Here is a 23,153-nt window from a genome sequence, read left to right as displayed (position 1 = left end):
CGGCCAACGCGGAATGCAACTTGCTTCTCTTGTCATTCACCGATGCCGGCCTTCACCGGAGTTCAGCATGGACAAGATTTCACGACGTTCGTTTTTCAAGGCCGCCGGCGCGGCCCTGGCCGCGACTGCGGCGGAAGCGCATGCCCTCAAGACCGGCGCAGCGCAGGCACAGGCAACGCGCCCGCCACCGTATATTTTTTTCAAACCGGATGAAGCGAATTTCATCGAGACGGCCGTCGAGCGTCTGATCCCTGCCGACGAGAACGGTCCCGGCGCGCTGGCGGCGGGTGTGCCGAACTATATCGACAAGCAACTCGGCGGCGCATGGGGCGCGGGCGAGCGCCTGTACCGCAACGGTCCGTGGCGCGAGGGCGAAGTGACGCAGGGCTATCAATTGCCTTTCACGCCAGCAGAACTGTTCCGCAATGCATTGCGCGGCATCCGCACCGACCTCGGCAAGCGCGGCGTCCCGGCGCTTGCCAGGCTTGCCGCCGAAGAACAGGACGCCTATCTGAAATCCTTGCAGACAGGAACGCTGGATTTGAACGGCGTGCCGTCCCGGGTTTTCTTTGAATCCTTGCTGGCGCTGACGGTCGAAGGGTTTTTCAGCGATCCCGTCTATGGCGGCAACAAGGATATGGCGGCGTGGAAAATGATCGGCTTCCCCGGCGCCTATGCGTCCTACTATGAGCTGGTGGATCAGCACGGCATCGCGTTCACGCGCGCGCCGATGAGCATGGGGCAGGACAATCGCGGCGTGATCCATATGCATCGCAGCATGCCGCCCGCGCAAAAGCCGGGCGCGCCGAAAGGAGGGAAGTAGCCATGGCAACCCGACTGCCGGAAGTGGATGCGGTGCTGGTGGGCGTGGGCCTGGTCGGTGCCATGCTGGGTCGCGAACTGACGCGTGCGGGCTTGCGGGTGGTGGGACTGGAACGCGGCGAGCCGCGCTTCACGGTGCCGGATTTTCAGGGACCGCAGATTCATGACGAACTGCGCTACTCGGTGCGCAAGGCGATGATGCAGGACAATACGCGCGAAGCCGTCACCTTTCGCAACAACAGTCGGCAGGTCGCATTGCCGATCCGGCGCTGGGAAAGCTTTCTTCCAGGTACGGGACTGGGCGGCGCAGCAGTGCACTGGAACGGTCAAACCTACCGCTTCCAGGAATCGGATTTCAAGATGCGTTCGCACACGGTCGAACGCTACGGCAAGAACTTCCTTGCCGACGAAGTGACAATCCAGGATTGGGGCGTGACGGCGGCGGAACTGGAACCGTATTTCGACCGCTTCGAGTACCTGCTCGGCATCAGCGGCAAGGCCGGCAACCTGAAAGGTCAGAAGATCGACGGCGGCAATCCCTTCGAGGATCCGCGCGCGCGCGAGTATCCGACGCCGCCGATGAAGGAGCCTTACGGCTCGGCACTGTTCCGCAAGGCGGCGGCCGGCCTCGGCTATCACCCTTACCCGCAGCCCTCGGCCAACCTGAGCCAGCCGTACACGAATCCGGAAGGTCTGACGCTGAACACCTGCATGTTCTGCGGCTTCTGCGAACGCTATGGCTGCGAGCATTACGCCAAGTCGTCGCCGCAGACCGTGCTGCTGCCGGTCCTGTTGCGCGACAAGAACTTCACGCTGCGCTCGCAGGCGCAGGTATTGCGCATCAATCTCGACAGCAGCCGCAAGCAGGCCACCGGCGTGACCTACGCAGACGGGAGCGGGCACGAATTCGTGCAGCCGGCGCGGCTGGTCATCGTCGGCGCATTCGCGCTCAACAATGTGCGCCTGCTGCTGCTGTCCGGCATCGGCAAGCCCTACGATCCGCAGACCGGGCAAGGCGTGGTCGGCCGCAATTACGCCTACCAGACCATGAGTTCAGTGCAGATCTTCTTCGACAGCAAGATCAACATCAATCCCTTCATGCGCTCCGGCGCGAACGGCACGGTGATCGCCGACTTCGTCAGCGACAACTTCGATCACGGACCGCACGGTTTCGTCGGCGGCGCGTATGTCGGCGAGGTGATGTCGCACGGCAGGCCGATCGAATTCCATCCGACCCCGCCCGGCACGCCCGCATGGGGTGCCGAATGGAAGAAGGCCGTGGTGCGGCACTACAACCATACCTCGGTGCTGAACGTCCACGGCAGCTCGGTGGCGACGAAGAGCAACTATCTCGATCTCGATCCGACCTACAAGGATGCATGGGGCAAGCCGCTCTTGCGCATGACCTTCGACTTCCCGGAAAACGATCTGAAGATGTCGGCCTTCATCACGCAAAAGGCGCTGGAAATCGGCAAGGCCATGGGCGGCCAGCAGGTCGCGGGCGCGGGCCGCAAGGGCCCCTATACCGTCACGCAATACCAGACCACGCACAACACCGGCGGCACCGTGATGGGTACCGACCCGAACACCAGCGTCGTGAACCGCTACCTGCAATGCTGGGACGTGCACAACGTGTTCGTGATCGGCGCTTCGAACTTTCCGCAGAATGCTTCCTACAACCCGACCGGCACCCTCGGTGCGCTCGCGTACTGGGCGACGGACGCGATCGTGAAGCAGTATCTGAAATCCCCCGGCCCGCTGGTGCGCACATGAGGCAGCGTATGAGAACCCTTAGAGCGTCTAACAAAATGATTCTGAGGGCGTTGCGCCGCCTTGCCGTACAGTCGTACTGTCTGCGGCGACGCGTCTACTCAGAATCGCTTCGCTTCATTTTGTTAGACGCTCTTATTCCCGCCATCGCCGTTCTGTGCGCACCGGCGCTCTGGGCGCAGACGCCGCCCCCGGCCGCACCCGCCGGTGGCAATGCCGGCATGCAGATCGCCAACAGCGGCGCGCCGAACGGCGTGGCGGCCTGCGCAAGCTGCCACGGCGCGCAGGGCGAAGGCAACGCGGCCGCCAACTTCCCGCGCATCGCGGGGCAGTCGCAGACCTATCTCGCGCGACAGATCAAGAGCTATGCCGACGGCCGCCGCGACAATGCCGTGATGGCGCCGATCGCCAAGGCGCTCGACGAGCAGCAGATCAACGCGGTCGCGGCGTATTACGCGGGCTTGCAGCCGCCATCCACGCCCGCGCCGGCGCCAGTGCCGAAGCGCGGGCAGCAGCTGGCCACGGTGGGCGACGACAAGATCGGCGTGCAAGGCTGCGTCAACTGCCACGGCCCCGGCGGCACGGGCGAGCCGCCCGGCTATCCGTATCTCGCGGGCCAGCACCATGGCTACCTCGTCGCCTCGCTGACCGCCTGGAAAAACGGCACGCGCAGCACCGACCCCAGCCAGCAGATGAACATCATCGCCAAGCGCCTGTCCGACAGCGACATCGCGGCGCTGGCGGCGTATTACGCCGCGCAGCCCGCCCCGGGGTCGGCGTCAGGCACGCAGAAAGGCGGCGCCGCCGGTTCCAAAAAGGGAGGCACGCAATAACAATCGCCTGACAGGGCGCGCATTCGCACAAAGGAGCACCACATGCACAAGCGTCGCGTCATATTGCTGACCATCTCGGCCGTTACCGCCGCCTCCGCCGCGGGCATTCCATTGCATGCCTTCGGCGCATTGCAGAAGATCGATCCGAAAGACGCCCAGGCCGTCAGCCTCGCCTACACGGACGAGACCACCACGGTCGACAAGAAGAAATTCCCGAAGCACGACAACACCCAGACCTGCAGCAACTGCCAGTTCTACCAGACCGCGCAGGAAGCCGGCACGATCGCGCCATGCACGATCTTCGGCGGCAAGGGCGTGGCAGCCAAGGGCTGGTGCAGCGCCTGGGTCAAGAAGGCCGGGTAGAGTGGATCGCAGGTCGGCCTCGATTCTGTCGCGAGTTCGCCTTGGTGCGCGAGCATTCAAGGCGATGTCATCTTGCGGGCACATCGCAGGCTCCATGATGGAGAACCGCAATTTTCCGATTGCACATAAAATGGACACGCCAAGCGCGCAACGCACTCTCCTTCAAGGGGAAGGGCGGGATGGGGATGGGTTTGACGCCAGGACACCAGCCCCGCTGCCATCCCGTTTCTTGAAAGAGCGCGTGCACGATTCTCCCCCTCACCCAGGCAACTGACCACTCTGCGAGCACCCCATGCAAATCCTGAATCCGACCCAGACCGCGCAAGCCCTGCCCTACGCCAAACTCGTGCCGGCGGTCGCCGAAGCGGCGCGGCAATTGGCCAGCGGCGAGATCCATGCGCCGGATCGCATGGTGGTCACGATCGACGCCGCCAGCGTGCTGCTGTGCATGCCCGCGCTCGGCGCGGATATCGGCGTGACCAAGCTCATCACGGTGCACAACAACAATGCGCAACACAGCCTGCCCGTCATCCAGGGCGAAGTGGTCGTGTTCGACACCGCGACCGGACGGCGGCGCGCGCTGCTCGACGGCCCCACCGTCACCGCCAGACGCACGGCGGCAGTGACGCTGCTCGGCATTCAACAACTCGCGCCGGCCGCGCCCGCATCGGCGATCCTGATCGGCACCGGCGTGCAGGCCGCCGCGCACGCGGATGCGCTGGCGGAATTCTTCGGCATCACCGACCTCCGCATTGCCAGCCGCGACGCCGCGAAGGCACAGCCGTTTTGCGATGCGTTGTCGAAGCGCCATCCGGCACTGAAGGTGCGGCCGGTTGCAAGCGCCGACCTGGCGCGCGAATGCGCGAGCGCCGATGTGGTGGTCGCGCTGACGACCGCGAAGTCGCCGGTGATTCCGGCGCAGCTGCCGGCGACCACGCTCGCCGTCGGCGTCGGCGCGTTCAAGCCCGACATGGTGGAGTTTCCGCCCGAACTGCTGCATGCGCGGCAGATCGTGGTCGATCACATCGCCGGCGCGCAGCATGAAGCGGGCGACCTGATTCAGGCGAAGATCGCGTGGGACAAGGTGCGCGACCTGTCGAGCGTCGTCGCGCACGGCATGCCTCAGAGCGGCGTCGCGCCGGTGCTGAAAACGGTGGGCCATGCGGCATGGGATCTGGCGGCAGCGCGGGTGGCGGTGCAGTCGCTGGCCGGCGGGTGAGAAACCGGCGCATGCGCCGGCACCCTGTCCTGTCATCGATTCGGTTTACCCTGTCATTCCGAACGCCTGCGAGGAATCTCCGCCACTCCCGGAATCACCATCACGCCTCCCGGCAATGGAATGACCATCACCCCGGGATGCCGCCCGACCCGCTACACCAGCCCGCGGTCGCTCAACTCCTGTTTCGCATACGCATAGAACACCGGCGCGGCAATGATGCCCGGCAGGCCGAAGACCGCTTCCATCGCCAGCATCGCCGCCAGCAATTCCCACGCATGCGCGTTGATGCGGGTGCCGATGATTTTCGCGTTCAGGAAATACTCGAGCTTGTGGATCACGATCAGGAACACGAGCGACGCCATCGCGATCCCGAGCGAGTGGGACAGGCCGACGATCACGATCACGCTGTTCGAGATCAGGTTGCCGATGACCGGCAGCAGGCCGGCGAAGAAGGTGACCGCGATCATGCTCTTGGTCAGCGGCAGATGCACGCCCGCAAGGGGCAGCACGACCACCAGGTAGATGCCGGTGAAAATCGCATTGATGCCGGCGATGCGCACCTGCGCGAACACGATGCGGCGGAACGCATCGTGCAGATTGACCAGACGCGCATGCAGGGCCGCCGCCAGCGGCCGGTAGTTGGGCGCATTGGCCGCATCGTGCAGCGCCGCCATCGCGCCGATCACCATCCCCACCAGCAGGTGGGCGATCGTGCGCCCCGCCATCTGGCCGATGGCCTGCGCATGCACCGCATGCGCGCGTAGCCACGCGGTAATCATTTCCCCGATCGCATCGGCCCGCTCCGGCACATGCTCCATCATCCATGGCGGCATCTGGTCGCGCGACTCCTCGATGATATCGGCCAGCTTGCGCATCAACCCCTGCAGACTGCCGGCATCGCTCTGAAAGAAAACCACCGCGCCCCATACCGAGACTGACAGCAGCGCGATGACCAGCGAGCCGATGATCGCGACCGCGATCATCCGGGCGCGATGATCGCTGATGTTGCCGCCCATTACAGGAGTGAGCATGTGCACCAGCGCATACACCAGCAAGCCCGAGAACAGCGCCGCCAGCAGTCCGAAATGCAGGACGATGATCAGTGCCGCGGCGGCGAGGAGATAGGACGCGATGCCGGGGACGTTGAATTGTTTTTGATCGGGCATGGCGGAGGTTTGATGATGGTTGACCTGAGACCTCATCATGATGGGGGCGCAGGTGCCGAAAATCAATCCTCGGCATGGCAAGGATTGCCCTTGCGCATCCATCTTTCGAATTGCCGTTCGGCAAAGAATGCCGATGTACGGCTCCTGATCATGTTTCAGACGCCGCCGTTCGATGCGTCACCGAAAATGGAGCAAGCACAAGATCATCGCCCAGAATGGCGGCCCACATGTCCGTCAGTTCGGCCTGCGTAAACATGCCGGCAAAGAGCGGTTCTTCGCTTGCATCGCTCAATGTCCACGATTCTTCATGGAACACAATCTCCGGGCGGGGCTCGGGAGCCGATGCGAGGTTTGAATCGACAGTGATGGTTGCCGCGAGAGTGGCTGCTGTCGTCGCCGGCGGATGTGCAATCTCCGGTTCGCCGTGAGGACGTGGTTCATCGCGCAGTTCACCGCGCAATTCGGGATGCAGCGTCTGCATCCGGTTGAGCGTGTCACGCGTCGTCTTCAAGCGACTCCGCGCGACCTGCTGCATCGGCAATCCGCCAAGCGTCATCAGCATTTGCCTCGCACCTGTTGCCAGCCGCTCCGCATTGAACCGGACCCTTGTTTGCACCGGAGCATTCTTGTAACGCACGCGATGAAATGCCGCCGTCTTGTCGAGATCGATCTTGAGATCGACCTTGTTTGCGCTGGCCGACGTGCCGACTGCCGGGGCGGGAGCGGTCAGCACGATCGAATCCGGCACGGCATCCATTTGCAGCAGACGGGCCATCACGGCATCCATGTCAACGGCATCCATCGTGAAATGGTTCGGGTCATGCTCGGCCAGCCGGACACGCAACGCGACGGCCGGGCCTTCACTCGTCGTGATGTCGAGCAGCGCCTTCATGTCGACCCCTTGGTACTTGGCGCGAGAGCCGGCATTCTGGTGCGCACCCACCGGCGCACCGGTGTTTTGTACCATCGCAAACTTGTAGTCGGCAAACTGCGGGCCGTGATAAGTGCCCTGAGCCTTTTGCGCATGGATTCCCGTGTCGGCCCCCATCAGCGCAGTATTCAATGCGATGGGGAACACCGCATTGCCGAGATTGGGCCAGTAGTAGCGTTCCAGCTCTCCCGCAGTCAGTTTTTTGGCCTTCTTGCCGGCCTCGACCTGGGCCTTGGCATCGCCGCAAAACAACTGTTGAAAATCCTCGTCCTGGATCGCGGCGATGGCGTCCTGTGCACGCGTGCGCAGATCCGCCCCACCGGCATCGCCTCCGTCCGCAAGCTGCTTCGTGCGGCGTGCCGCCAGCTCCAGATTCAACAGGTCCAGCAGGCCTTGCCGCAGCTCCGCCGTGATGGTCGCTTTCGCCTCTTCTGTTTTCGCGAGGTTCACGGACAAGCCGCCGAACGATTTCAGGGACTTCCGGTGCAGCCGGATGAGGCGCTTGTGCGCCTGCGCGACCTTTCCCGCCAGCAGACGACGCCCCGTCTCCATCCGCATGCGCATCGGATCCTTCCAGGCATCCGCAATGGTTTTGGACGCAAAATCCGCCTTGTGTGCATTCTCGAACCGTGCAGCAAGTGCATGTCGATCGGCATCGGTTTCGCTCAATTCCGCTTCCCGATGATGGTTGCGGTAGTCTTCCCAGTTCTGCCGAGCGGTCGGTACGGCGCCACCGCCACCGGCATCGGCTTCCGCGATGGCCCGCAGACGCGCCTGCAGCCTCTCCTTTGCCTCCGCCTTGCGATGCGCTCTTTGCTGCGGCAGAAGTCCGAGAGGGATTGCCTTCTTTTCCTGCAGATACGTCCTGTACGCGTCAGCACGGTCCTTGTGATATTTCACGCTGTCCTCGCTGAACACATCGGCGGACTTTGCCAGCGCCACGATCGCACGCTTCGCCTTTTCTTCGCCGTCCTTGCTCGCGCCGCTGCTGAGGTGGTAGCCCACGTAGATTGCGGCCGCAATCGCAGCCGCAGCCGCACTGACGCCGCCGGTCGCCGCAGCGCCCACAATCGGTGTCAGGATCGCAAACAATCCGGCTCCCGTGGTCAGGCCGGTGGACGCGAAGCTGCTGATGAAATAGCGCTTGTTGCCGATGTATTCGACCTTAGCGCTCTCGGAAGCCGCCTTGTAGGCTGATTTCACATCGATTTGATAACAGGCCCTGGCAAACGCGATATCGAGCCTGCCTCTGGCTTCCCCGACAGCCGCCGCGAGGGCCGGATCGGCGGGATGGGCGGCACGCGCGGCAGTAGCGGCCTGCAAGGCGTTGCGGGCGGTTTCGATTTTCGTCAGGGTCTTCTTCGCGTCCCATAACTCGGTCAGCACAGCGCCGGATGCCTGCAGCAAATCGGGCGCGGTCTTCGCGCTGGGCGCGGCATCGGCCCGGCCGAGCGGCATCAGTTCCTCGGTTTGCGCGTTGCGCATGCGGCGTTCGCCGGACGCGATTATCTGATGCGAAGTCGCGAGACCCAATGCCGCCCGGATACCCGCAAGGATGGATTTGGCAATGGGGTCGGGAGTCAATATCGTCGCCGCGCCCACCGCATTGCCGACGGTGGTCAGGACGGTCGCCTGATGCCTGTGCAGCCCGCCGGTGCCGGCCAGCTTGAAGCTGTTCAGCACGTCATCGGGTTTCTGCTCGCCCACCGCATCGAGAAAGGCGCGGACGACCTCCCTGTGGTAATCCTTTTTCTCGACGCCCGGCAAGAGCCGGTCCTCCGGCCGAATCTCCGCGAGATGCTTGCGCTCGTATTCCAGCGCCTTCATCCGGGACAGAGCGAGGATGGAAACCTTGTCCGGCGCATGTGCCGCCTGGCTGTCAATCCAGTGCGTGCAAATCTCCTGTGCCGCAGTTCGCCAGTCGCCCTCGAACCGAATGGCGGGCGGATTGATCACCTTCGAGGGCTTGATCAGCTGCACCAGTTTATCGCGCAGCGAGTTGTTCGGAGGAGGTGGAATCCGGCTTCCGTCCGATGCGGTGGTATATCCGGTTTGTACTTCGCCGGTTTGTACTTCGCCGGCTTGTTCTTCTCCGGCTTGTTCTTCTCCGGCTTTTTTCTGCGTTGCCGCGTCTTCTGTCGTCGAATTGATGCTACCGACTGCCGAACCAACGACGCTCTTGATTGCCATTGCTGCCGCCTTCGAATGATTGGATTCCGTTCATCCCCATAACGGCATGCACGTCAAAAGCCGCAATGATGCAAGCGCTCCATTGCCATGCTCCCTGTTGATGATGATTGCTGCCGCAACTCGTGGCGCAAGGCTACCAATGAATTGTTTCAGCTTGATGACATCGGCCCGGGCGGGCTCGCGCGCCAGGCCGCACATTTCATCGTAATGAAACAAATGCTGTGTAGCATCCGCGTCCATTGCAAAAACAATAATTTTCAAAACCGCTTTCTTGTCCGGACGAAGGAATTTCCGTATGCATCCCAACCCATCACCGACGCGGCATGCGCATGCGCGCATCTCCCTGGAACGCGATCTGTTGAAGCAATTGGCCGAACCCGTGCCCGCGCGCCTGCTGCTGCAGACGCTCTTCGAATGGACATGCATCGTGCTGCTGATCGCCGCAGCCTGCCATTTTTCGAATATCGCAATCACGCTCGCCTGCATGCTGCTGATCGCCACGCGCCAGCATGCCTTGCTGGCCCTGATGCACGAGTTCTCGCACTACCAGTTCAGCCGCAGGCTGGCATGGCTGAACGACTTGATCGGCGATGTGTTGACCGCCTTCCCCTTCTTCATCACGATCCACGGCTTTCGCCGCAACCACATGCCGCATCATCGCCATGTGTCGACCGAACAGGACCCGAACTGGATGTCGTCGCTGCGCAAGGAGCGCTACCGATTCCCGAAATCGAGAACCCGGTTCTTCCTCGAGATGCTCAAGCATTGCGTCGGCGTCCATACGCTGGACGATCTGAAGGGATACACGCTCGATGCCGGCATGGCGCTCGATCTGCCGCGCGCCACGCGCATCGCGCGGTTGGTGTTCGCGCTCGCGCTTGCAGGCCTGGCGAGCTGGTTCGGCCTGTGGTGGACACTGCTGCTGTACTGGATCGTGCCGCTGGCCACCTTTCTGATGGCGATTCTCTACATCCGCGATGTCGGCGAGCATTTCGGCATGCCAGCCGCCGGCTTCGCGGGCTCGCGGACCGTGCGCGCCGGATGGCTGGAACGCATCCTGATCTGCCAGAACGGTGTGAACTTTCATGCGGAACATCACCTCTTTCCATCCGTGCCGTTCTTCCGTCTCGCGCAATTGCATGAGGCGCTGATAGAGAACGACGAGTACCGCCGCAACGCGGTCGTCACGCAAGGTTATCTGACCGGCCTGATCGATGAAGTCACCGGTGCGCCCGACACCGCCGGCAAGCTGCGGAGGGCATGACGATGCGCAAGCTGCTGACACGCCATCTGACACCGGAAGACGTGCCCGCCCTGCTGGCGCTGGAACAGTCGAAATGGGAGCCGCATCAGGCAGCCGACCGCGGATCCCTTCTGCAGCGCATACGCACGTACCCGACGCTGTGCATCGGCGCGTTCTGTCCACACAGCGGAGCGGCGCTGGCGTCGCTGTTTCTGCGCCCGATCGATCCCGCCGTGTTCACCGCGCCGACGCAGTGGCAAGACAGCGCGAACATGGCAGCGCCGTTCTCCGATGCGACGCGCCATCGCTCGCTGTTCGGCATCAGCCTGAGCAGCAACGACGCGAATGCCGTGGCGGAAATATTCCGCTTCTTCTACCCGCGCGCACTGAAGGCGGGCTGGAAAGACATTTATCTCGGTTCGCCCATTCCCGGTTTCAGAAAGGCACGCACGCTGAGCCCCGAGCTCTCGGTGTGGCAGTACGCCCATGCGAAACGAAAATTCCACGGCAAGGAACCGCTCGATCCGCAATTGCGTTACTACTTCAGGAAAGGCTTCCGGCAGATCGTCTCGATCCAGAAGAATTACTTCCCGCACGAGGAGTCGCTCGATTACGGCGTCATCCTGCGCGGCATCATCCCCCTGTCGCAGCCGCGACGCCTGTGGCGCATCACGCCGCTGTTCGTGCTGGAATCGTTTGCGGCGATGATGTTCGGACTGGCGCGGTAGGCACATCGCAACCGCGCAGCGCGATACGCGTGTAATGCACGGAGCCTATCTGGCCTGTTGCGCGGCCAGCCAGCGCTCCATTTTCGCGTCGAGAATATCAAGCGGCATCGCGCCGTCGCGCAGCAGTTCATCATGGAAGGCGCGCAAGTCGAAACTGCCGCCGAGCGCGGCTTCGACCTTCTGCCGGATCGCCAGTATCTTCAACTGCCCGATCTTGTAGCTCAATGCCTGGCCCGGCCACGCCATGTAGCGTTCGACCTCGCGCTCGGCCGCTGCCGCAGCCATCCCGCCTCGCTCGCGCATGTAGTCGATCGCCTGCTGCCGGGTCCAGCCTTTTTCGTGCAGGCCGACATCGACCACCAGCCGCGCGGCGCGATACAGTTCATCGCGTCGCATGGCGAGCCTGTCGCGCCGGTTCCGATACAGACCCATGTCATCGCCCAGGCTCTCCGCATACAAGGCCCATCCCTCGCCGAACGCAGCGTACCAGGCGGTACGCCGGAACAGCGGCAACTCCGTGCTCTCTCGCTGCAAAGCCACCTGCAGGTGATGGCCGGGAACCGCTTCGTGCAGAAACAGGCTGCGCTGCACCGTGCCATGCGCGCCTGCCGCTTTCATCGATGCCGTGTTGAGGTAAAACACACCCGGTCGCGAACCGTTGATCGGCGGGAAGAGGTAACTCGAGGACATCGATTTTTCGCGAAATGCCTCGATCGCGCGAATCTCGAAATCCGTTTTCGGAAGACGGCCGAACAACTTCGGCAATTCCTTTTCCACCGTTGACCTGAATTCGCGGTACGCGTCGAGCAGGCTGTCCGCATCGCCATGCCGCGTCAGCGGCACATCATGCGCGGCATCGATCTCCGCCTTCAGTTTCACGATTTCCGCGTGGACGCGATCGACTTCAGCCAGCCCCAGCGCATGGATCTGCTCCGGCGTCATGTCTGTCGTGGTGGCGATCCTGACGGCGCGACGATACATGTCGCTGCCGCCCGGCAGATCAACGAGGCCGGAAGTCGTGCGGCAAGCCGGAATGTATTCGTCGCGCATGAAGGCGTGCAGCCTGCGGTAGGCCGGCACGATTTTCGTTTCGATCGCAGCGATGTACCTGGCGGTCAGCGCCCTCCTCGTCTCTTCATCGAAATCGGAGGGAAATTTCGTCAGCGGCGTGTAAAACATGCTTTTCGCCGGCATATCCACGATGTGCGCCTCAAGCTGCGGCAACACCTTCAGCATCAGGTCGCGCGGCTGGATCACCTCCTGCGCCATGCCGATCCGCATGTTCGCGATCGCGGTGTCGATCCACACGACGAAGCCATCGATGCGCTTGAGAAAATCCTCGTAGTTGCGAACCGTCTTGAACGGGTGACTGCCATTGCCCGCGCCCATCACCGGAAAGTTCGCGTGCCAGCCGGATGCCTGGTTGATCGGCATCCAATGCCAGTTGCCGGCGAAGCTGTCGATGCAATTGACGAGCCGCCGTTCGAACATCGTGTGGCTTAACTGCGCCTGGCGCGGCAGTGCCGCCTTGTCGATGGTGCCAAGCTCCCTGAGGTAATCGCTGCACAGGCGCTTGAGACCGGTCCGATATTCATCGCCGAGATCGTTGGCAAACACGCCATCGTATCGGTGGTCGCCGTTGTCGCTCGCAGAAAATGGAAAGTAGGGAGCGGTATCCCGTGCGTACGACTTGAAAATCCGGTCGAGCGTCTGCGACGGATCGGCAGCGTCCTGACATGACGCCGAGGCGCAGAACATGAGCAGGACCGCAAAGCTGCTCGACTTTCGTAGTACGGATGCGATGGCGGTTGGCATCGATGTCCCCGTGCGTGGATATGGGTGTTCGTGATCGAGTGAGTCGGCGGCCGCAAACCGCCGACCGGGCCTCGGATCGTAGCACGGACACTTGACGAAAATGCACGGCTGCATGGATGCCGGAAAATGCGATGCCGAATGCGATACCTCGCATCGCCGCCACGCCAATAAAAAAAACCGCTCGCGTCGCCGCGAGCGGTTGGAAAGACGATCGATTGGGAGATCGCCTGGTTGCTACTCTGGATTCTTCAATCGCACCTCGCGTCATGCGCGCGAGGGCGATGCGGCCATGCCGGCCGCATCAGTTCAGGACAGTTGCTGAATACCTGCCAGTACCCAGCCACCCTGGCCGGCCACCGGCTTGGTCAGGTTCCACGCCTCGGCGAACGGTTCTGCCGGCGCATTCTCCGATTCGCGGATCATGCCGTTGAACCTGACGCTGGCGAGGTAGTCGCCGCCGACGGTTTCCACGCCCATCAGTTCCGCCTCGAGCGAGACGACGTCGGTGTGGTTGGCGGAGGCACCGCGTTCCTGCAACTGCAGCTTCAGCTCGGCATACATTTCCGGCGAGGTGAACTCGCGCAAATCGTTGATGTCGGCCTTGTCCCACGCTGCCTGCAGGCGGATGAAGTAGGTCTTCGCATGGCGCAGGAAACCTGCGGTGTCGAAGTCGGCCGGGATACCCCACGGTGCATTCGCGGCTTCATAGCCCAGCGCGCTGCTGCCGGACGATGCTGCCTGCAGGGCGGCGGGTTGTGCAGGTTGCAGCGGCTCGATGCGCGAACCGATTTCCGGCGTCGAACGCGCCATCGGCGATGCGGCGGCACCGGCATAGGCCGGCTGGAAGCCACCCTGGCCTGCACCGACTGCGCCATTGCCCGCCTTGCGGCGCATCACCATGCGGTAGATGAACATCGCCGCGATCGCGAACAGCGCAACCATCAGGATCGTGCTGATCATGCTGGCCATTGCGCCGCCCAGACCGAAGTGGGACAGCAATGCGCCGAGGCCGAGGCCCAGCAACGCGCCGCCGAGCACGCCGCCCAGCATGCTCTTCCACGGGCTGGCCGGTTTCGCGGCGGCCGGTGCCGCTGCGGGCGCGGCCGATTGCTGCGCCGGCGCGGCGCGATTCTGCTGCATCGGGGCAGCGCCCTGACGGCTGACGTTTTGCGATTGCTTGCCGAACGACCCGCCGCCGCCCACGCGCTTGGCCTGGGCCTCGGTCACCACGAGCGACAGCGCGCTCACGGTCATCATCATCGCAACCAAAAATTTCTTCATGTTTTCTCCTGGATTCGTTATCCGTGCGAAAGGGGTTATGCAACAGCCCTCTCACGGTTGCGACAGCATACGCCATCGCCGTAAATTGAAAAAGCGAAGAAACTGGAATAAATACTTCGTAAAAATAGAAGTTAAAGAGGGGACGCACAAGATGGAACGCACGTGGTGTCGTCCGTTACGCCTGGCATCGGGTCGGGAGCGTTGCCGGTCGAAAGGAAACACCGGTGAGCCGCGCACTCACCGGCAAGATGAAGTGCCGTCTTATTCCACGCGGTTGGTGAGCGTGCCGATCCGGTCGATGCTGATTGTCATCACGTCACCGGACTTGAGGAATTTCGGCGGATTGAAACCGAGGCCGACCCCGGCCGGGGTGCCGGTGGCGATGACGTCACCCGGCTGCAAGCTGATGCCGGCGGAAATGGTTTCGATGATGGTCGGAATGTCGAAAATCAGGTCGCGCGTGTTGGCATCCTGCCGCAATTCGTCGTTGATCCAGCAGCGCACGCCGAGCGTGGCGGAATCGATGCCGTCGGCGGTGACGATCCACGGCCCCATCGGGCAGAAGGTATCCATCGACTTGCCGAGAAACCATTGCCGATGCCTTTGCTGCAGGTCGCGGGCGGTGACATCGTTGACGATGGTGTAGCCCCACACGTGCCTGAGCGCGTCGGCCTTGCTGATGCCGCGCCCCGGCTTGCCGATCACCACCGCCAGTTCAGCTTCGTAGTCGAGTTGCGTCGTGATATCGGGAAAGGATTGCACCGGCTGCCTGTCAGCGATGACGGTGGACGGTGCCTTGGTGAAAACGACCGGGGCGGACGGCGCGACTTCGCCCTTTGTCGCGGAAGTATCGAAGCCCGACTGGCTGAATTCCTTCGCGTGTTCGTGATAGTTCTTGCCGACGCAGAAGATGTTTCGGCGCGGGACAGGAATGGGGGCCAGCAACTGCTTGCCGGCGATGGCTTGCCATGCGCCGGCTTGCGCCGCCTCCGTCGGCGGGACGGGCATGCGGGCGATGAAGTCGCTCATGTCACCGGCGAAGCCGGGCAGCAATTCCTGTGCTTCACGGTATTGCAATCCATCTTCGGAAATCGCGACGACTGTCGCGTGACCATCGATGTTCAAGGTGCCAAAGCGCATCCGTTTCTCCTGACAAGGCAATTGGTTCAAATTGGTCAATAAATATACCAATACGGACCGAAAATAGCATGTGCATTTTCGCCTGTCAACGCCGCACGGCCTGCCTCGAATTGGGCCGCGCTCATGCAATCATTGAACCAATTCCCACCAATCAATTACACTACGCCTGTCTTTTTCCGCGCGCGCCACGTCCCCATGCCCACCTCATCCGACCCGGTTTTCATGCTGAAGGAAACGCTGCTTGCCAACCTGCGCAGCGGCCAGTGGGGCGCGGGCGAGCGGCTGCCGGCGGAGCGCCAGTTGAGCGAATCCCACGGCATCGGCAGGTCGACCGTGCGGCGCGCGTTGAGCCAGTTGAAGGAGATGGGCGTGATCGAGCAGGCGGTCGGCAGCGGCACCTTCGTCACGCACGACTTCATGGACAGGCTGCCGGCGCAGCACCCCGGCGCGACGCTCAACGTCAGCCCGGCAGAACTGATGGAGGCGCGGCTGATGTTCGAACCCGTGCTGATCGATCTGGTCGTGCGCAACGGCACCGCGGCCGACTTCGCCGACATGGAGGAATGCTGCCGGCAGGGGGAGCAGGCCGCGACGCTGGAACAGTTCGAATACTGGGATGGCGCGTTTCACCAGCGCCTTGCGAATGCGACGCACAACAACTTCGTGATCAGCGTGTTCGACCTGATCAACAAGGTGCGCGAATGCGGCGAGTGGGGCGTGCTGAAGAAAAAGAGCGTCACGCCCGAGCGCAGGAGCGCCTATCAGGTCGAGCACCGCGCGCTGCTCGCTGCGCTGAAGAGCCGCGATGCGGAGACGGCGAGGCAGGCGATGCAGGCGCACTTGCTGAATGTGCGGCGCAATCTGTTCGGGTATTAGGGCCTGTTGACATCCAGATGGTTCGGCGAGCGGCGCAAACCGCCGCTCCCGGCCGGCACCCCGCATCGACTGGCGGCCGCCTATTCCACCTTCCCGATCTTCTGCACCACGTCCTTCATCTTCTTCGCGTCGTCGGCAACGTAGGCCTGGAATTCCGGCGTATCCATATACAGGATCGGGCTGCCGGCGGTGCCGATCGTGTTGCGCACCGCAGGGTCGTCCGCCACCTTGCGCGCGACTTCGCGCAGCCTGGCGACGATCGGCTCGGGCGTGGCGGCCGGCACGAACAGGCCGGACCATTGCGCGTACTCGACCGGATAGCCGGCCTCCTTCAGGCTCGGCACGTTCGGCAGCGATGCCAGCGGCGCATTGCCCCAATGCGCCAGCGCGCGCAGCTTGCCGGCCTTGATGTGCTGCACCACGCTGGCCGGGCCGGTCGAGATCGCATCGACCTGTCCGCTCAACAGCCCCATCACGGCCGGGCCCGCGCCGGTGTAGGGGACGTGCAGCACGCGGATGTTGGCGCTGGCCTTGAGCATCTCCATCGGCACGTGCATGGTGCCGTAGTTGCCGGACGAACTGTAACTGTATGCGCCGGGCTTGCTGCGCGCGGCAGCGACGAAGTCCTTCACCGTTTGCCACGGACTGTCGGCGCGCACGACGAGCACGGTGGGGTCGGCGGTGAAGCGCGCGATCGGCTTCAGCTGCGACAGCTGGAACATCGACTGGCGGCCCAGTATCTTGTCCGCTTCCGGAATGGTCGTCAGCGACGAAAGCGACATCAGCACGGTATAGCCGTCCGGCGCGGCCTTGGCGACTTGCGCCATGCCGATTGCGCCGCCCGCGCCCGCCTTGTTCTCCACGATCACGGTCTGCCTCAGCTCGCGCGACATCGCCTGCGCCACCGGACGCGCCACCGTGTCGGCCACGCCACCGGGCGGAAAGGGCACAACCATGGCGATGGTGCGCGACGGCCATGCGTCGTCGGCGTGTACGGCGACGGGCAGCCCGCCGAGCATGATGCCGGCCAGAACGATGCAGCGTTGAAGCGTCAATGTTTTCATGGTCATCTTTTCAGCGTGAGGAAATCGGCGCGGGCACCGGCTCATCGCCGCCTGCCACAATTGGGTTTAATTGGTTTAAGTTAAATCCAAACCATACCAATATAGTGAGCGCCCATGGCCTTGTCAACGCGGCGCCATGTGCCTTTGCAGCATGCGGGTGAACCGGCGGTGCCGGGCGGCGCTCCAAGCTTGAGAGGCAACGCGGCCTTGGAGCAAGGCGCGCGGAATGACGGAAAGGGCAGGCAGATCATGGCAACGCTGCACGGCATCCTCGCCGAACTGGGGATCGAGAATCCGGACATGCATCCGGAACGGGAGATGCACCACGCCGCCGCGTGGATCGTCGACCGGCCGTTCGAGCCGATTGAAGGCGAATCGTATGAGCTGGCTTACGGCAAGCTGCTGGTCGACGGCGGCGAGGGCCACGTCATCAAGAAGGTGCGGATCGATGGTGTCGCGCCGCAGGCGTGGATCGATCTCGATACCGGGAGGGCCCTCGACTCGCAATTGCAGATGCTGCCGGTGCGCGGGTTCCGGCTGCTGCAATGAAACGCCGAGGGGCAGCGCCGATGCGACGCTGCCCCTCGGAAAACAGGAAACGGCAGGAAAATCAGGCGGTCACGCGGCTCAGGCTGCCTGCGGCACCGCCAGCTTGCCGATATACGCCAGCGCCTCTTCCACCTGGTCGATCAGGATCAGGCACAGGTCGCCTTCCTTCAGCCCTGCAAGCGCGGTGTCGATCGCCTTGAACTCGCCCCGGATTTCCTTGATCGAGGAGGCGCGCCTGGCGTTCGCCAGCCCCTGGCGCAGCAGCGTGACCACCTCACCGTCGGCACGCCCGCGCTGGCACTGGTCTTCGTACAGCACCACTTCGTCGAACGCATCGCCGAGGATTTCGGTCTGGCGGCGGATGTCGACGTCGCGCCGGTCACCCGCGCCGCTGATCACGACCGAGCGGCGTCTGGCCGGCATGCTGTCGATCGCCTTCACCAGCGCATCGATGGCGTCGGGGTTGTGGCCGTAATCGGCGATCAGCGTCGCGCCGCGATAGGAGAACAGGTTGAACCTGCCGGGCGCGCTCTGCGCATCGCTGACGAAGCTGTTCACGCCGGCACGGATGGTCTGCCAGTCGATGCCCAGCGCCCACGCCGCCCCGATCGCAGCCATCGCGTTGTCGACCTGGAAGCCGATCGCGCCCTTGCGCGTGAGGGGAATGTCCGCGAGCTCGATGCGGTAGGTGTCCCGGCCCTGCGCCGCGACGATCGCATCGTCCTCCACGTACACGACGCGGCGGCCCTGCGCGCGATGGGTCGCGATCACCGGGTGATGGCTGTCGCGCGCGAAGAAGGTGACCGCGCCCGGACATGCGGCCGCCATGTTCGCGACCATCGGGTCGGTGGCGTTGAGCACCGCCATGCCGTCCGGCGCGACGTTCTGCACGATCACGCGCTTGACCACCGCAAGGTCCTCGACGGTGCTGATGAAGTTCAGGCCGAGATGGTCGCCCATGCCGATGTTGGTGACGACGGCAACATTGCAGCGGTCGAATCCGAGACCTTCGCGCAGCACGCCGCCGCGCGCGGTTTCGAACACCGCGGCATCGACGTCAGGATGCATCAGCACGTTGCGCGCGCTGCGCGGGCCGCTGCAGTCGCCGGTATCGATGCGCTGGCCGCCGATGTACACGCCGTCGGTGCCGGTCATGCCCACGCAATGATCGTCCTTCGACAGGAGGTGCGCGATGAGGCGCACGGTAGTGGTCTTGCCGTTGGTGCCGGCCACGGCCACCACCGGGATGCGGCCGTCGTCGCCGTCGGCGAACATGGTCGAGACGATCGCCTCGCCCACCGGACGCCCCTTGCCGAACGAGGGCTGCAAGTGCATGCGCAGGCCCGGCGCGGCGTTCACCTCGACGATGCCGCCGCCCTGCTCCTCCAGCGGCTTGATGACGGTTTCGCAGACCACATCGACGCCGCAGATGTCGAGCCCGACCATCTGCGCCGCCTCCACGGCGCGCGCCGCCAGCTCCGGGTGCACGTCTTCGGTGACGTCGGTGGCGGTGCCGCCGGTGCTGAGGTTGGCGTTGTTCCGCAGCACGACCAGCGCGCCCTTGGGCGGAACGCTGTCCAGTGCATAGCCCTGTTTCGCCAGCACCGCGCGCGCGATGTCGTCCAGCCGGATCTTGGTCAGCGAAGTGGCGTGTCCGTCGCCGCGGCGCGGATCGCGGTTGACCTGCTCGATCAGCTGGCCGATGCTGTGCACGCCGTCGCCGATGACTTGCGGCGGCGCGCGGCGCGCGGCAGCGACGAGCTGGTCGCCCACCACCAGCAGGCGGAAATCATGGCCGCTGAGGTAGCGCTCGACAATCACATCCTCGCTGATCGCATAGGCGACGGCAAAGGCAGCCAGCACTTCCTCGCGGCTCCTGATGTTGACGGCGACGCCCTTGCCCTGGTTGCCGTCGCGCGGCTTGACCACGACCGGCCCGCCGATTTCACAGGCGGCCTTCCATGCGTCTTCCGCGTCGGACACCGAGCGGCCCTGCGGCACCGGCACGCCGGCCGCGTGCAGCAGCGTCTTGGTCAGTTCCTTGTCCTGCGCGATCGATTCGGCAATCGCGCTGGTGTGGCTGGTCTCGGCGGCCTGGATGCGGCGCTGGCGGCTGCCCCAGCCGAACTGCACCATGCTGCCTTCGGTCAGCCGGCGGTAGGGAATGCCGCGCACCACCGCCGCCTGCACGATCGCGCCGGTGCTGGGGCCGAGCCGGATGTCCTCGTCGAGTTCCTGCAGGCGTGCCAGCGCCTGCGCGAGCTCGAACGGCGTGTCGTCGAGTGCGCTGCGGCACAGCTGCTCGGCCAGTTCGAAGGCCAGCCGGCCGACCGCTTCCTCGGTGTATTCGACCACGACCTGATAGGTGCGGCGTTCGACCGTCTCGACCACGCGGTTGAACGTGACCGGGCATCCGGCCCGCGCCTGCAGGCACAGCGCGGCCGCGCCGAGCACGTGCGCCAGCGAAAACGGGTGGTTGTCCGTGGCCGTATCCAGGAATTCGATTTCCGGGAAACGCGCACGCAGCCGCACCTCGAAATCGGGTATCAATGCCATGTCGCGCGCCGCTTCCGAGCACGACACCACAGCTTCGATCGACGTATGCCGACTCCAGAGATTGGGACCGCGCAAGGCGCGGATACGCGAGATTTCCATCAAACTGTTCCTTGGTTGCACTGCCATGTCGTTCTACGATCGTTTGTGCGGCAGCGCTTGTTGCATTGGCCCGCCGGCGTCCGGCAGGCCGTCATCAATCATCCATCAATCATCCATCAATGCAGGCTCATGCGGCGTTGACGTCGGCATGCTCGAAGGTCTCGATGCCGGCCTGAATCAGGTCGGTGGCGATACCCAGCGCCCAGCCGGCGCCTACCGCCGCGAGGATGTTCTCGGTGATGCGGGCACGCCTGTCCGCATCCGCGATCGCGCCAGGCACATCGAGTGCGGCAAGCGGCACTTCCTGCGCGCCGGTCGCCAGCACGATGTGGCCCTCGCGCACGAATACCGCGCGCCCGCCTTCGACCCGGTGCTGCGCCAGCGCGGCCGCGTCCGGCGACACGCTGTAGAAAATGACCTCGCCGTCGCACAGCGGCGCCAGCGATGCCACGCGCGCATCGGCGGCATTCAATACCGCCGTGCCCTCGGGCAGCACGATATCGACCTGGGTGCGCGCCACCTTTTCCATCTGTTCCGCATCATCGATGTACAGATCGGGCAGGCTGCCCTGCGGGTCGATGCCGGTCACCACGCCGACCTGGCAGCGATCGTAGGCGAGCCCTTCCGTCAGGATCGCGCGATAGCCGTTCTCGAACACGGCAGCCTGCACCGCGCGGTTCATCAGCACGCGATGCGCCGATGCCCAGTTCGCGCTGTCGGCGGCAACCACCTGGCGCTGCCGCAAATACAGGCCGTCGCCGTTGGCCAGACCAACGTAGGCGCCGTGCAGGTGCAGCAACTGCGCCACCAGGCGCGTCACCATGGTCATGCCGTGGCTGCCGGTGACGCCGACGATCGGGATGCGGCCGCTGTCCTGCCCCGCGAACAGATGATCGACGATCGCGCGTCCGACCGGGCGCGCCGGACCGTCCGCCGGCTTCAGATGCATCAACAGACCCGGACCGGCATTGACTTCGACGATCGCGCCGCCCTGCGCATCCAGCGGTTTCGAGATGTCCTCGGCGACCAGATCGACGCCGGCGATGTCGAGGCCGACGATGCGCGCCGCCAGCGACGCCGCCGCGGCCACGCTCGGATGAACCAGATCGGTGACGTCGAAGGCGACGTTGCCATGACGCTGCACCAGCACGCGCTTGCCTTCCGGCGGCACCGATTCGGTCGTGTAACCCTGGCGCGAGAGCTCGAGCAGGATCACGCCAGGGTCATCGGCTTCGTCGATCAGCAGCAGATTCAGCGGAAACTCCTCGCCTGCGCCGCGACGCGGATCGCTGTTGAGCTGGATATTGATGAGTTCGGCGATGGTCGATTTACCATCGCCGGTGATGTAGGCAGATTCCCCGCGTGCGGCGGCCACCATCTTGCCGCCCACAACAAGCAGTCGATGCTCGTTGCCGGCAATGAAGCGCTCGACGATGACCTCGCTGCCCTCCGCGTCCGCCAGCGCGTAGGCGGCTTCGATCTCGGCGCGCGTCTTGAGGTCGGTGGAGACGCCGCGGCCGTGGTTGCCGTCGGACGGCTTGACGACGACAGGGATGCCGATGTCTTCGGCCGCGTCCCAGGCGTCCGCCGCGCTGTCGACCAGACGGCCTTCCGGCACCGGCACGCCGCACGACTGCAACAGGCTCTTGGTCAGGTCCTTGTCGCTGGAAATGCTCTCCGCGATGGCGCTGGTCTGGTCGGTCTCGGCCGTCCAGATGCGGCGCTGGCGCGCGCCGTAACCGAGCTGCACGAGGTTGCCGTCGTTGAGCCGCAGCGATGGAATGCGCCGTTCGGTCGCGGCGTCGATGATGCAGGCGGTGCTCGGACCGAGCGCAACCGATTCGGCGATTTCGCGCAATTGCCGCACGGCGGCGTCAACGTCGAATGCGCGCTTGTCGATCGCGGCCATCACGAGGTCGCGCGAGGTGGTGAGCGCGGCACGGCTGAGTTCCTCGTATCTGGCGCGCACCACCAGCTTGTACACGCCGCGCCTGGAAGTCGAACGCGCCTTGCCGAAGCCGGTCTGCACGCCGGCAAGGTTTTGCAATTCGATCATCACGTGTTCCATGATGTGCGCCGCCCACGTGCCTTCGCGCAGGCGCTGCAGGAAGCCGCCGCGCTCGCCGACGCCGCAATGATGCTCGACAAGGCCCGGCAGCATCGCTGTCAGGCGTTCGTAAAATCCGGGTATGGTGTTCGAAGGTGCATCTTCGAGATCGCCGATATCGACCCACGCCTCGATCACCGGACGATAAGTCCAGATGTTCGGGCCGCGCGGAGTCAGCACATTGATGATCTCAATGGTTTTGTTCGTCATTTAATTTGCAAGACAGAGGATGAAGGCCCGGTTGTTGTATAAATTCTTTGATATGGCCAATGAATAACGGTTCTGAACGTCCGTTAGTTTACTGATTCAGGAAAATTTTCGTGCAGAAATGTAACACCTGGAAACAAGGTTCGCACGCCTCTGTATACTTGGCGCCCATTGATTCGCGCGAAAGCAACGCA

Annotated in this window: 18 protein-coding genes; 9 read left to right on the top strand and 9 right to left on the bottom strand. The window is 63.8% G+C overall.

All coding sequences use genetic code 11. The features are described 5' to 3' along the window. Positions 1 to 67: 67 nt before the first annotated feature. The 5 genes from D3870_RS00470 to D3870_RS00450 all read left to right on the top strand — a co-directional run bounded on the left by D3870_RS00470 (position 68) and on the right by D3870_RS00450 (position 5,007). Positions 68 to 823 (top strand): gluconate 2-dehydrogenase subunit 3 family protein, encoded by a 756-nt coding sequence (locus tag D3870_RS00470; RefSeq protein WP_119735759.1) that lies wholly within the window; start codon positions 68 to 70, stop codon positions 821 to 823. 2 nt (positions 824 to 825) lie between these two features. Beyond that, positions 826 to 2,595 carry a GMC family oxidoreductase gene (locus tag D3870_RS00465; RefSeq protein ID WP_119735757.1) on the top strand — a complete coding sequence of 590 codons (1,770 nt, stop codon included), beginning with the start codon at positions 826 to 828 and terminating at the stop codon, positions 2,593 to 2,595. A gap of 119 nt (positions 2,596 to 2,714) precedes the next feature. Further along, positions 2,715 to 3,425 carry a c-type cytochrome gene (locus D3870_RS00460; RefSeq protein WP_242489804.1) on the top strand — a complete coding sequence of 237 codons (711 nt, stop codon included), beginning with the start codon at positions 2,715 to 2,717 and terminating at the stop codon, positions 3,423 to 3,425. A gap of 42 nt (positions 3,426 to 3,467) precedes the next feature. Beyond that, complete coding sequence (locus tag D3870_RS00455; RefSeq protein ID WP_119735753.1) at positions 3,468 to 3,788, top strand: high-potential iron-sulfur protein; 321 nt, start codon at positions 3,468 to 3,470, stop codon at positions 3,786 to 3,788. Positions 3,789 to 4,080: 292 nt separating this feature from the next. Next, positions 4,081 to 5,007, top strand: a complete 927-nt coding sequence (locus tag D3870_RS00450; RefSeq protein ID WP_119735751.1) for a delta(1)-pyrroline-2-carboxylate reductase family protein — start codon at positions 4,081 to 4,083, stop codon at positions 5,005 to 5,007. 152 nt (positions 5,008 to 5,159) lie between these two features. On the opposite strand, the gene D3870_RS00445 is transcribed toward D3870_RS00450, so the two are convergent. The 3 genes from D3870_RS00445 to D3870_RS00435 all read right to left on the bottom strand — a co-directional run bounded on the left by D3870_RS00445 (position 5,160) and on the right by D3870_RS00435 (position 9,555). After that, complete coding sequence (locus D3870_RS00445) at positions 5,160 to 6,173, bottom strand: AI-2E family transporter (RefSeq protein WP_119741467.1); 1,014 nt, start codon at positions 6,171 to 6,173, stop codon at positions 5,160 to 5,162. A 148-nt stretch (positions 6,174 to 6,321) separates the two neighbouring features. Then, positions 6,322 to 9,294 (bottom strand): hypothetical protein, encoded by a 2,973-nt coding sequence (locus tag D3870_RS00440; RefSeq protein WP_119735749.1) that lies wholly within the window; start codon positions 9,292 to 9,294, stop codon positions 6,322 to 6,324. A gap of 30 nt (positions 9,295 to 9,324) precedes the next feature. Continuing rightward, positions 9,325 to 9,555, bottom strand: coding sequence for a hypothetical protein (locus D3870_RS00435; RefSeq protein WP_119735747.1), 231 nt, complete (start codon positions 9,553 to 9,555; stop codon positions 9,325 to 9,327). 34 nt (positions 9,556 to 9,589) lie between these two features. Between D3870_RS00435 and D3870_RS00430 the strand changes: the two genes are divergently transcribed. Then, positions 9,590 to 10,558 (top strand): fatty acid desaturase family protein, encoded by a 969-nt coding sequence (locus D3870_RS00430; protein WP_119735745.1) that lies wholly within the window; start codon positions 9,590 to 9,592, stop codon positions 10,556 to 10,558. Continuing rightward, positions 10,555 to 11,265, top strand: coding sequence for a hypothetical protein (locus D3870_RS00425; RefSeq protein ID WP_119735743.1), 711 nt, complete (start codon positions 10,555 to 10,557; stop codon positions 11,263 to 11,265). The genes D3870_RS00430 and D3870_RS00425 overlap by 4 nt, the downstream gene beginning before the upstream one ends. Before the next feature lie 45 nt (positions 11,266 to 11,310). On the opposite strand, the gene D3870_RS00420 is transcribed toward D3870_RS00425, so the two are convergent. From D3870_RS00420 to D3870_RS00410, 3 genes are all read right to left on the bottom strand, one after another. After that, positions 11,311 to 13,080 (bottom strand): DUF885 domain-containing protein, encoded by a 1,770-nt coding sequence (locus tag D3870_RS00420; RefSeq protein WP_158590352.1) that lies wholly within the window; start codon positions 13,078 to 13,080, stop codon positions 11,311 to 11,313. A gap of 306 nt (positions 13,081 to 13,386) precedes the next feature. Beyond that, on the bottom strand, positions 13,387 to 14,361 hold the full coding sequence (locus D3870_RS00415; protein ID WP_119735739.1) for a Tim44 domain-containing protein: 975 nt from the start codon (positions 14,359 to 14,361) through the stop codon (positions 13,387 to 13,389). Between the two features lie 261 nt (positions 14,362 to 14,622). After that, positions 14,623 to 15,501 (bottom strand): fumarylacetoacetate hydrolase family protein, encoded by an 879-nt coding sequence (locus tag D3870_RS00410; RefSeq protein ID WP_119735737.1) that lies wholly within the window; start codon positions 15,499 to 15,501, stop codon positions 14,623 to 14,625. 195 nt (positions 15,502 to 15,696) lie between these two features. Here D3870_RS00410 and D3870_RS00405 point away from each other — a divergent pair, with 195 nt between their 5' ends. Further along, positions 15,697 to 16,377: a FadR/GntR family transcriptional regulator gene (locus D3870_RS00405; RefSeq protein WP_242489803.1), complete on the top strand. Its 681-nt coding sequence runs from the start codon at positions 15,697 to 15,699 to the stop codon at positions 16,375 to 16,377. Between the two features lie 80 nt (positions 16,378 to 16,457). Here the strand turns inward: D3870_RS00405 and D3870_RS00400 are convergent, their stop codons facing one another. Continuing rightward, positions 16,458 to 17,441: a tripartite tricarboxylate transporter substrate binding protein gene (locus D3870_RS00400; protein ID WP_340638424.1), complete on the bottom strand. Its 984-nt coding sequence runs from the start codon at positions 17,439 to 17,441 to the stop codon at positions 16,458 to 16,460. A gap of 249 nt (positions 17,442 to 17,690) precedes the next feature. Here D3870_RS00400 and D3870_RS00395 point away from each other — a divergent pair, with 249 nt between their 5' ends. Continuing rightward, positions 17,691 to 17,990, top strand: a complete 300-nt coding sequence (locus tag D3870_RS00395; RefSeq protein WP_147375670.1) for a hypothetical protein — start codon at positions 17,691 to 17,693, stop codon at positions 17,988 to 17,990. Positions 17,991 to 18,068: 78 nt separating this feature from the next. Here D3870_RS00395 and cphA read toward each other — a convergent pair whose 3' ends face one another. Beyond that, positions 18,069 to 20,645, bottom strand: coding sequence for a cyanophycin synthetase (cphA, locus tag D3870_RS00390; RefSeq protein WP_119735734.1), 2,577 nt, complete (start codon positions 20,643 to 20,645; stop codon positions 18,069 to 18,071). Positions 20,646 to 20,772: 127 nt separating this feature from the next. Further along, on the bottom strand, positions 20,773 to 22,962 hold the full coding sequence (locus D3870_RS00385; protein WP_119735733.1) for a cyanophycin synthetase: 2,190 nt from the start codon (positions 22,960 to 22,962) through the stop codon (positions 20,773 to 20,775). Positions 22,963 to 23,153 lie beyond the last annotated feature (191 nt).

This window comes from Noviherbaspirillum cavernae (assembly GCF_003590875.1).
Lineage (GTDB): Bacteria > Pseudomonadota > Gammaproteobacteria > Burkholderiales > Burkholderiaceae_D > Noviherbaspirillum > Noviherbaspirillum cavernae.
The sequence above is the reverse complement of the archived record's forward strand: the minus strand, read 5'-3'. Positions and strand labels throughout refer to the sequence as shown.

Coding starts and splice junctions, on each gene's coding strand:
- D3870_RS00425 (WP_119735743.1), top strand. CDS start 10,555: ATGACGATGCGCAAGCTGCTGACACGCCATCTGACACCGGAAGACGTG.
- D3870_RS00465 (WP_119735757.1), top strand. CDS start 826: ATGGCAACCCGACTGCCGGAAGTGGATGCGGTGCTGGTGGGCGTGGGC.
- cphA (WP_119735734.1), bottom strand. CDS start 20,645: ATGGAAATCTCGCGTATCCGCGCCTTGCGCGGTCCCAATCTCTGGAGT.
- D3870_RS00440 (WP_119735749.1), bottom strand. CDS start 9,294: ATGGCAATCAAGAGCGTCGTTGGTTCGGCAGTCGGTAGCATCAATTCG.
- D3870_RS00415 (WP_119735739.1), bottom strand. CDS start 14,361: ATGAAGAAATTTTTGGTTGCGATGATGATGACCGTGAGCGCGCTGTCG.
- D3870_RS00420 (WP_158590352.1), bottom strand. CDS start 13,080: ATGCCAACCGCCATCGCATCCGTACTACGAAAGTCGAGCAGCTTTGCG.
- D3870_RS00470 (WP_119735759.1), top strand. CDS start 68: ATGGACAAGATTTCACGACGTTCGTTTTTCAAGGCCGCCGGCGCGGCC.
- D3870_RS00385 (WP_119735733.1), bottom strand. CDS start 22,962: ATGACGAACAAAACCATTGAGATCATCAATGTGCTGACTCCGCGCGGC.
- D3870_RS00405 (WP_242489803.1), top strand. CDS start 15,697: ATGCCCACCTCATCCGACCCGGTTTTCATGCTGAAGGAAACGCTGCTT.
- D3870_RS00395 (WP_147375670.1), top strand. CDS start 17,691: ATGGCAACGCTGCACGGCATCCTCGCCGAACTGGGGATCGAGAATCCG.
- D3870_RS00410 (WP_119735737.1), bottom strand. CDS start 15,501: ATGCGCTTTGGCACCTTGAACATCGATGGTCACGCGACAGTCGTCGCG.
- D3870_RS00430 (WP_119735745.1), top strand. CDS start 9,590: ATGCATCCCAACCCATCACCGACGCGGCATGCGCATGCGCGCATCTCC.
- D3870_RS00455 (WP_119735753.1), top strand. CDS start 3,468: ATGCACAAGCGTCGCGTCATATTGCTGACCATCTCGGCCGTTACCGCC.
- D3870_RS00445 (WP_119741467.1), bottom strand. CDS start 6,173: ATGCCCGATCAAAAACAATTCAACGTCCCCGGCATCGCGTCCTATCTC.
- D3870_RS00450 (WP_119735751.1), top strand. CDS start 4,081: ATGCAAATCCTGAATCCGACCCAGACCGCGCAAGCCCTGCCCTACGCC.
- D3870_RS00400 (WP_340638424.1), bottom strand. CDS start 17,441: ATGAAAACATTGACGCTTCAACGCTGCATCGTTCTGGCCGGCATCATG.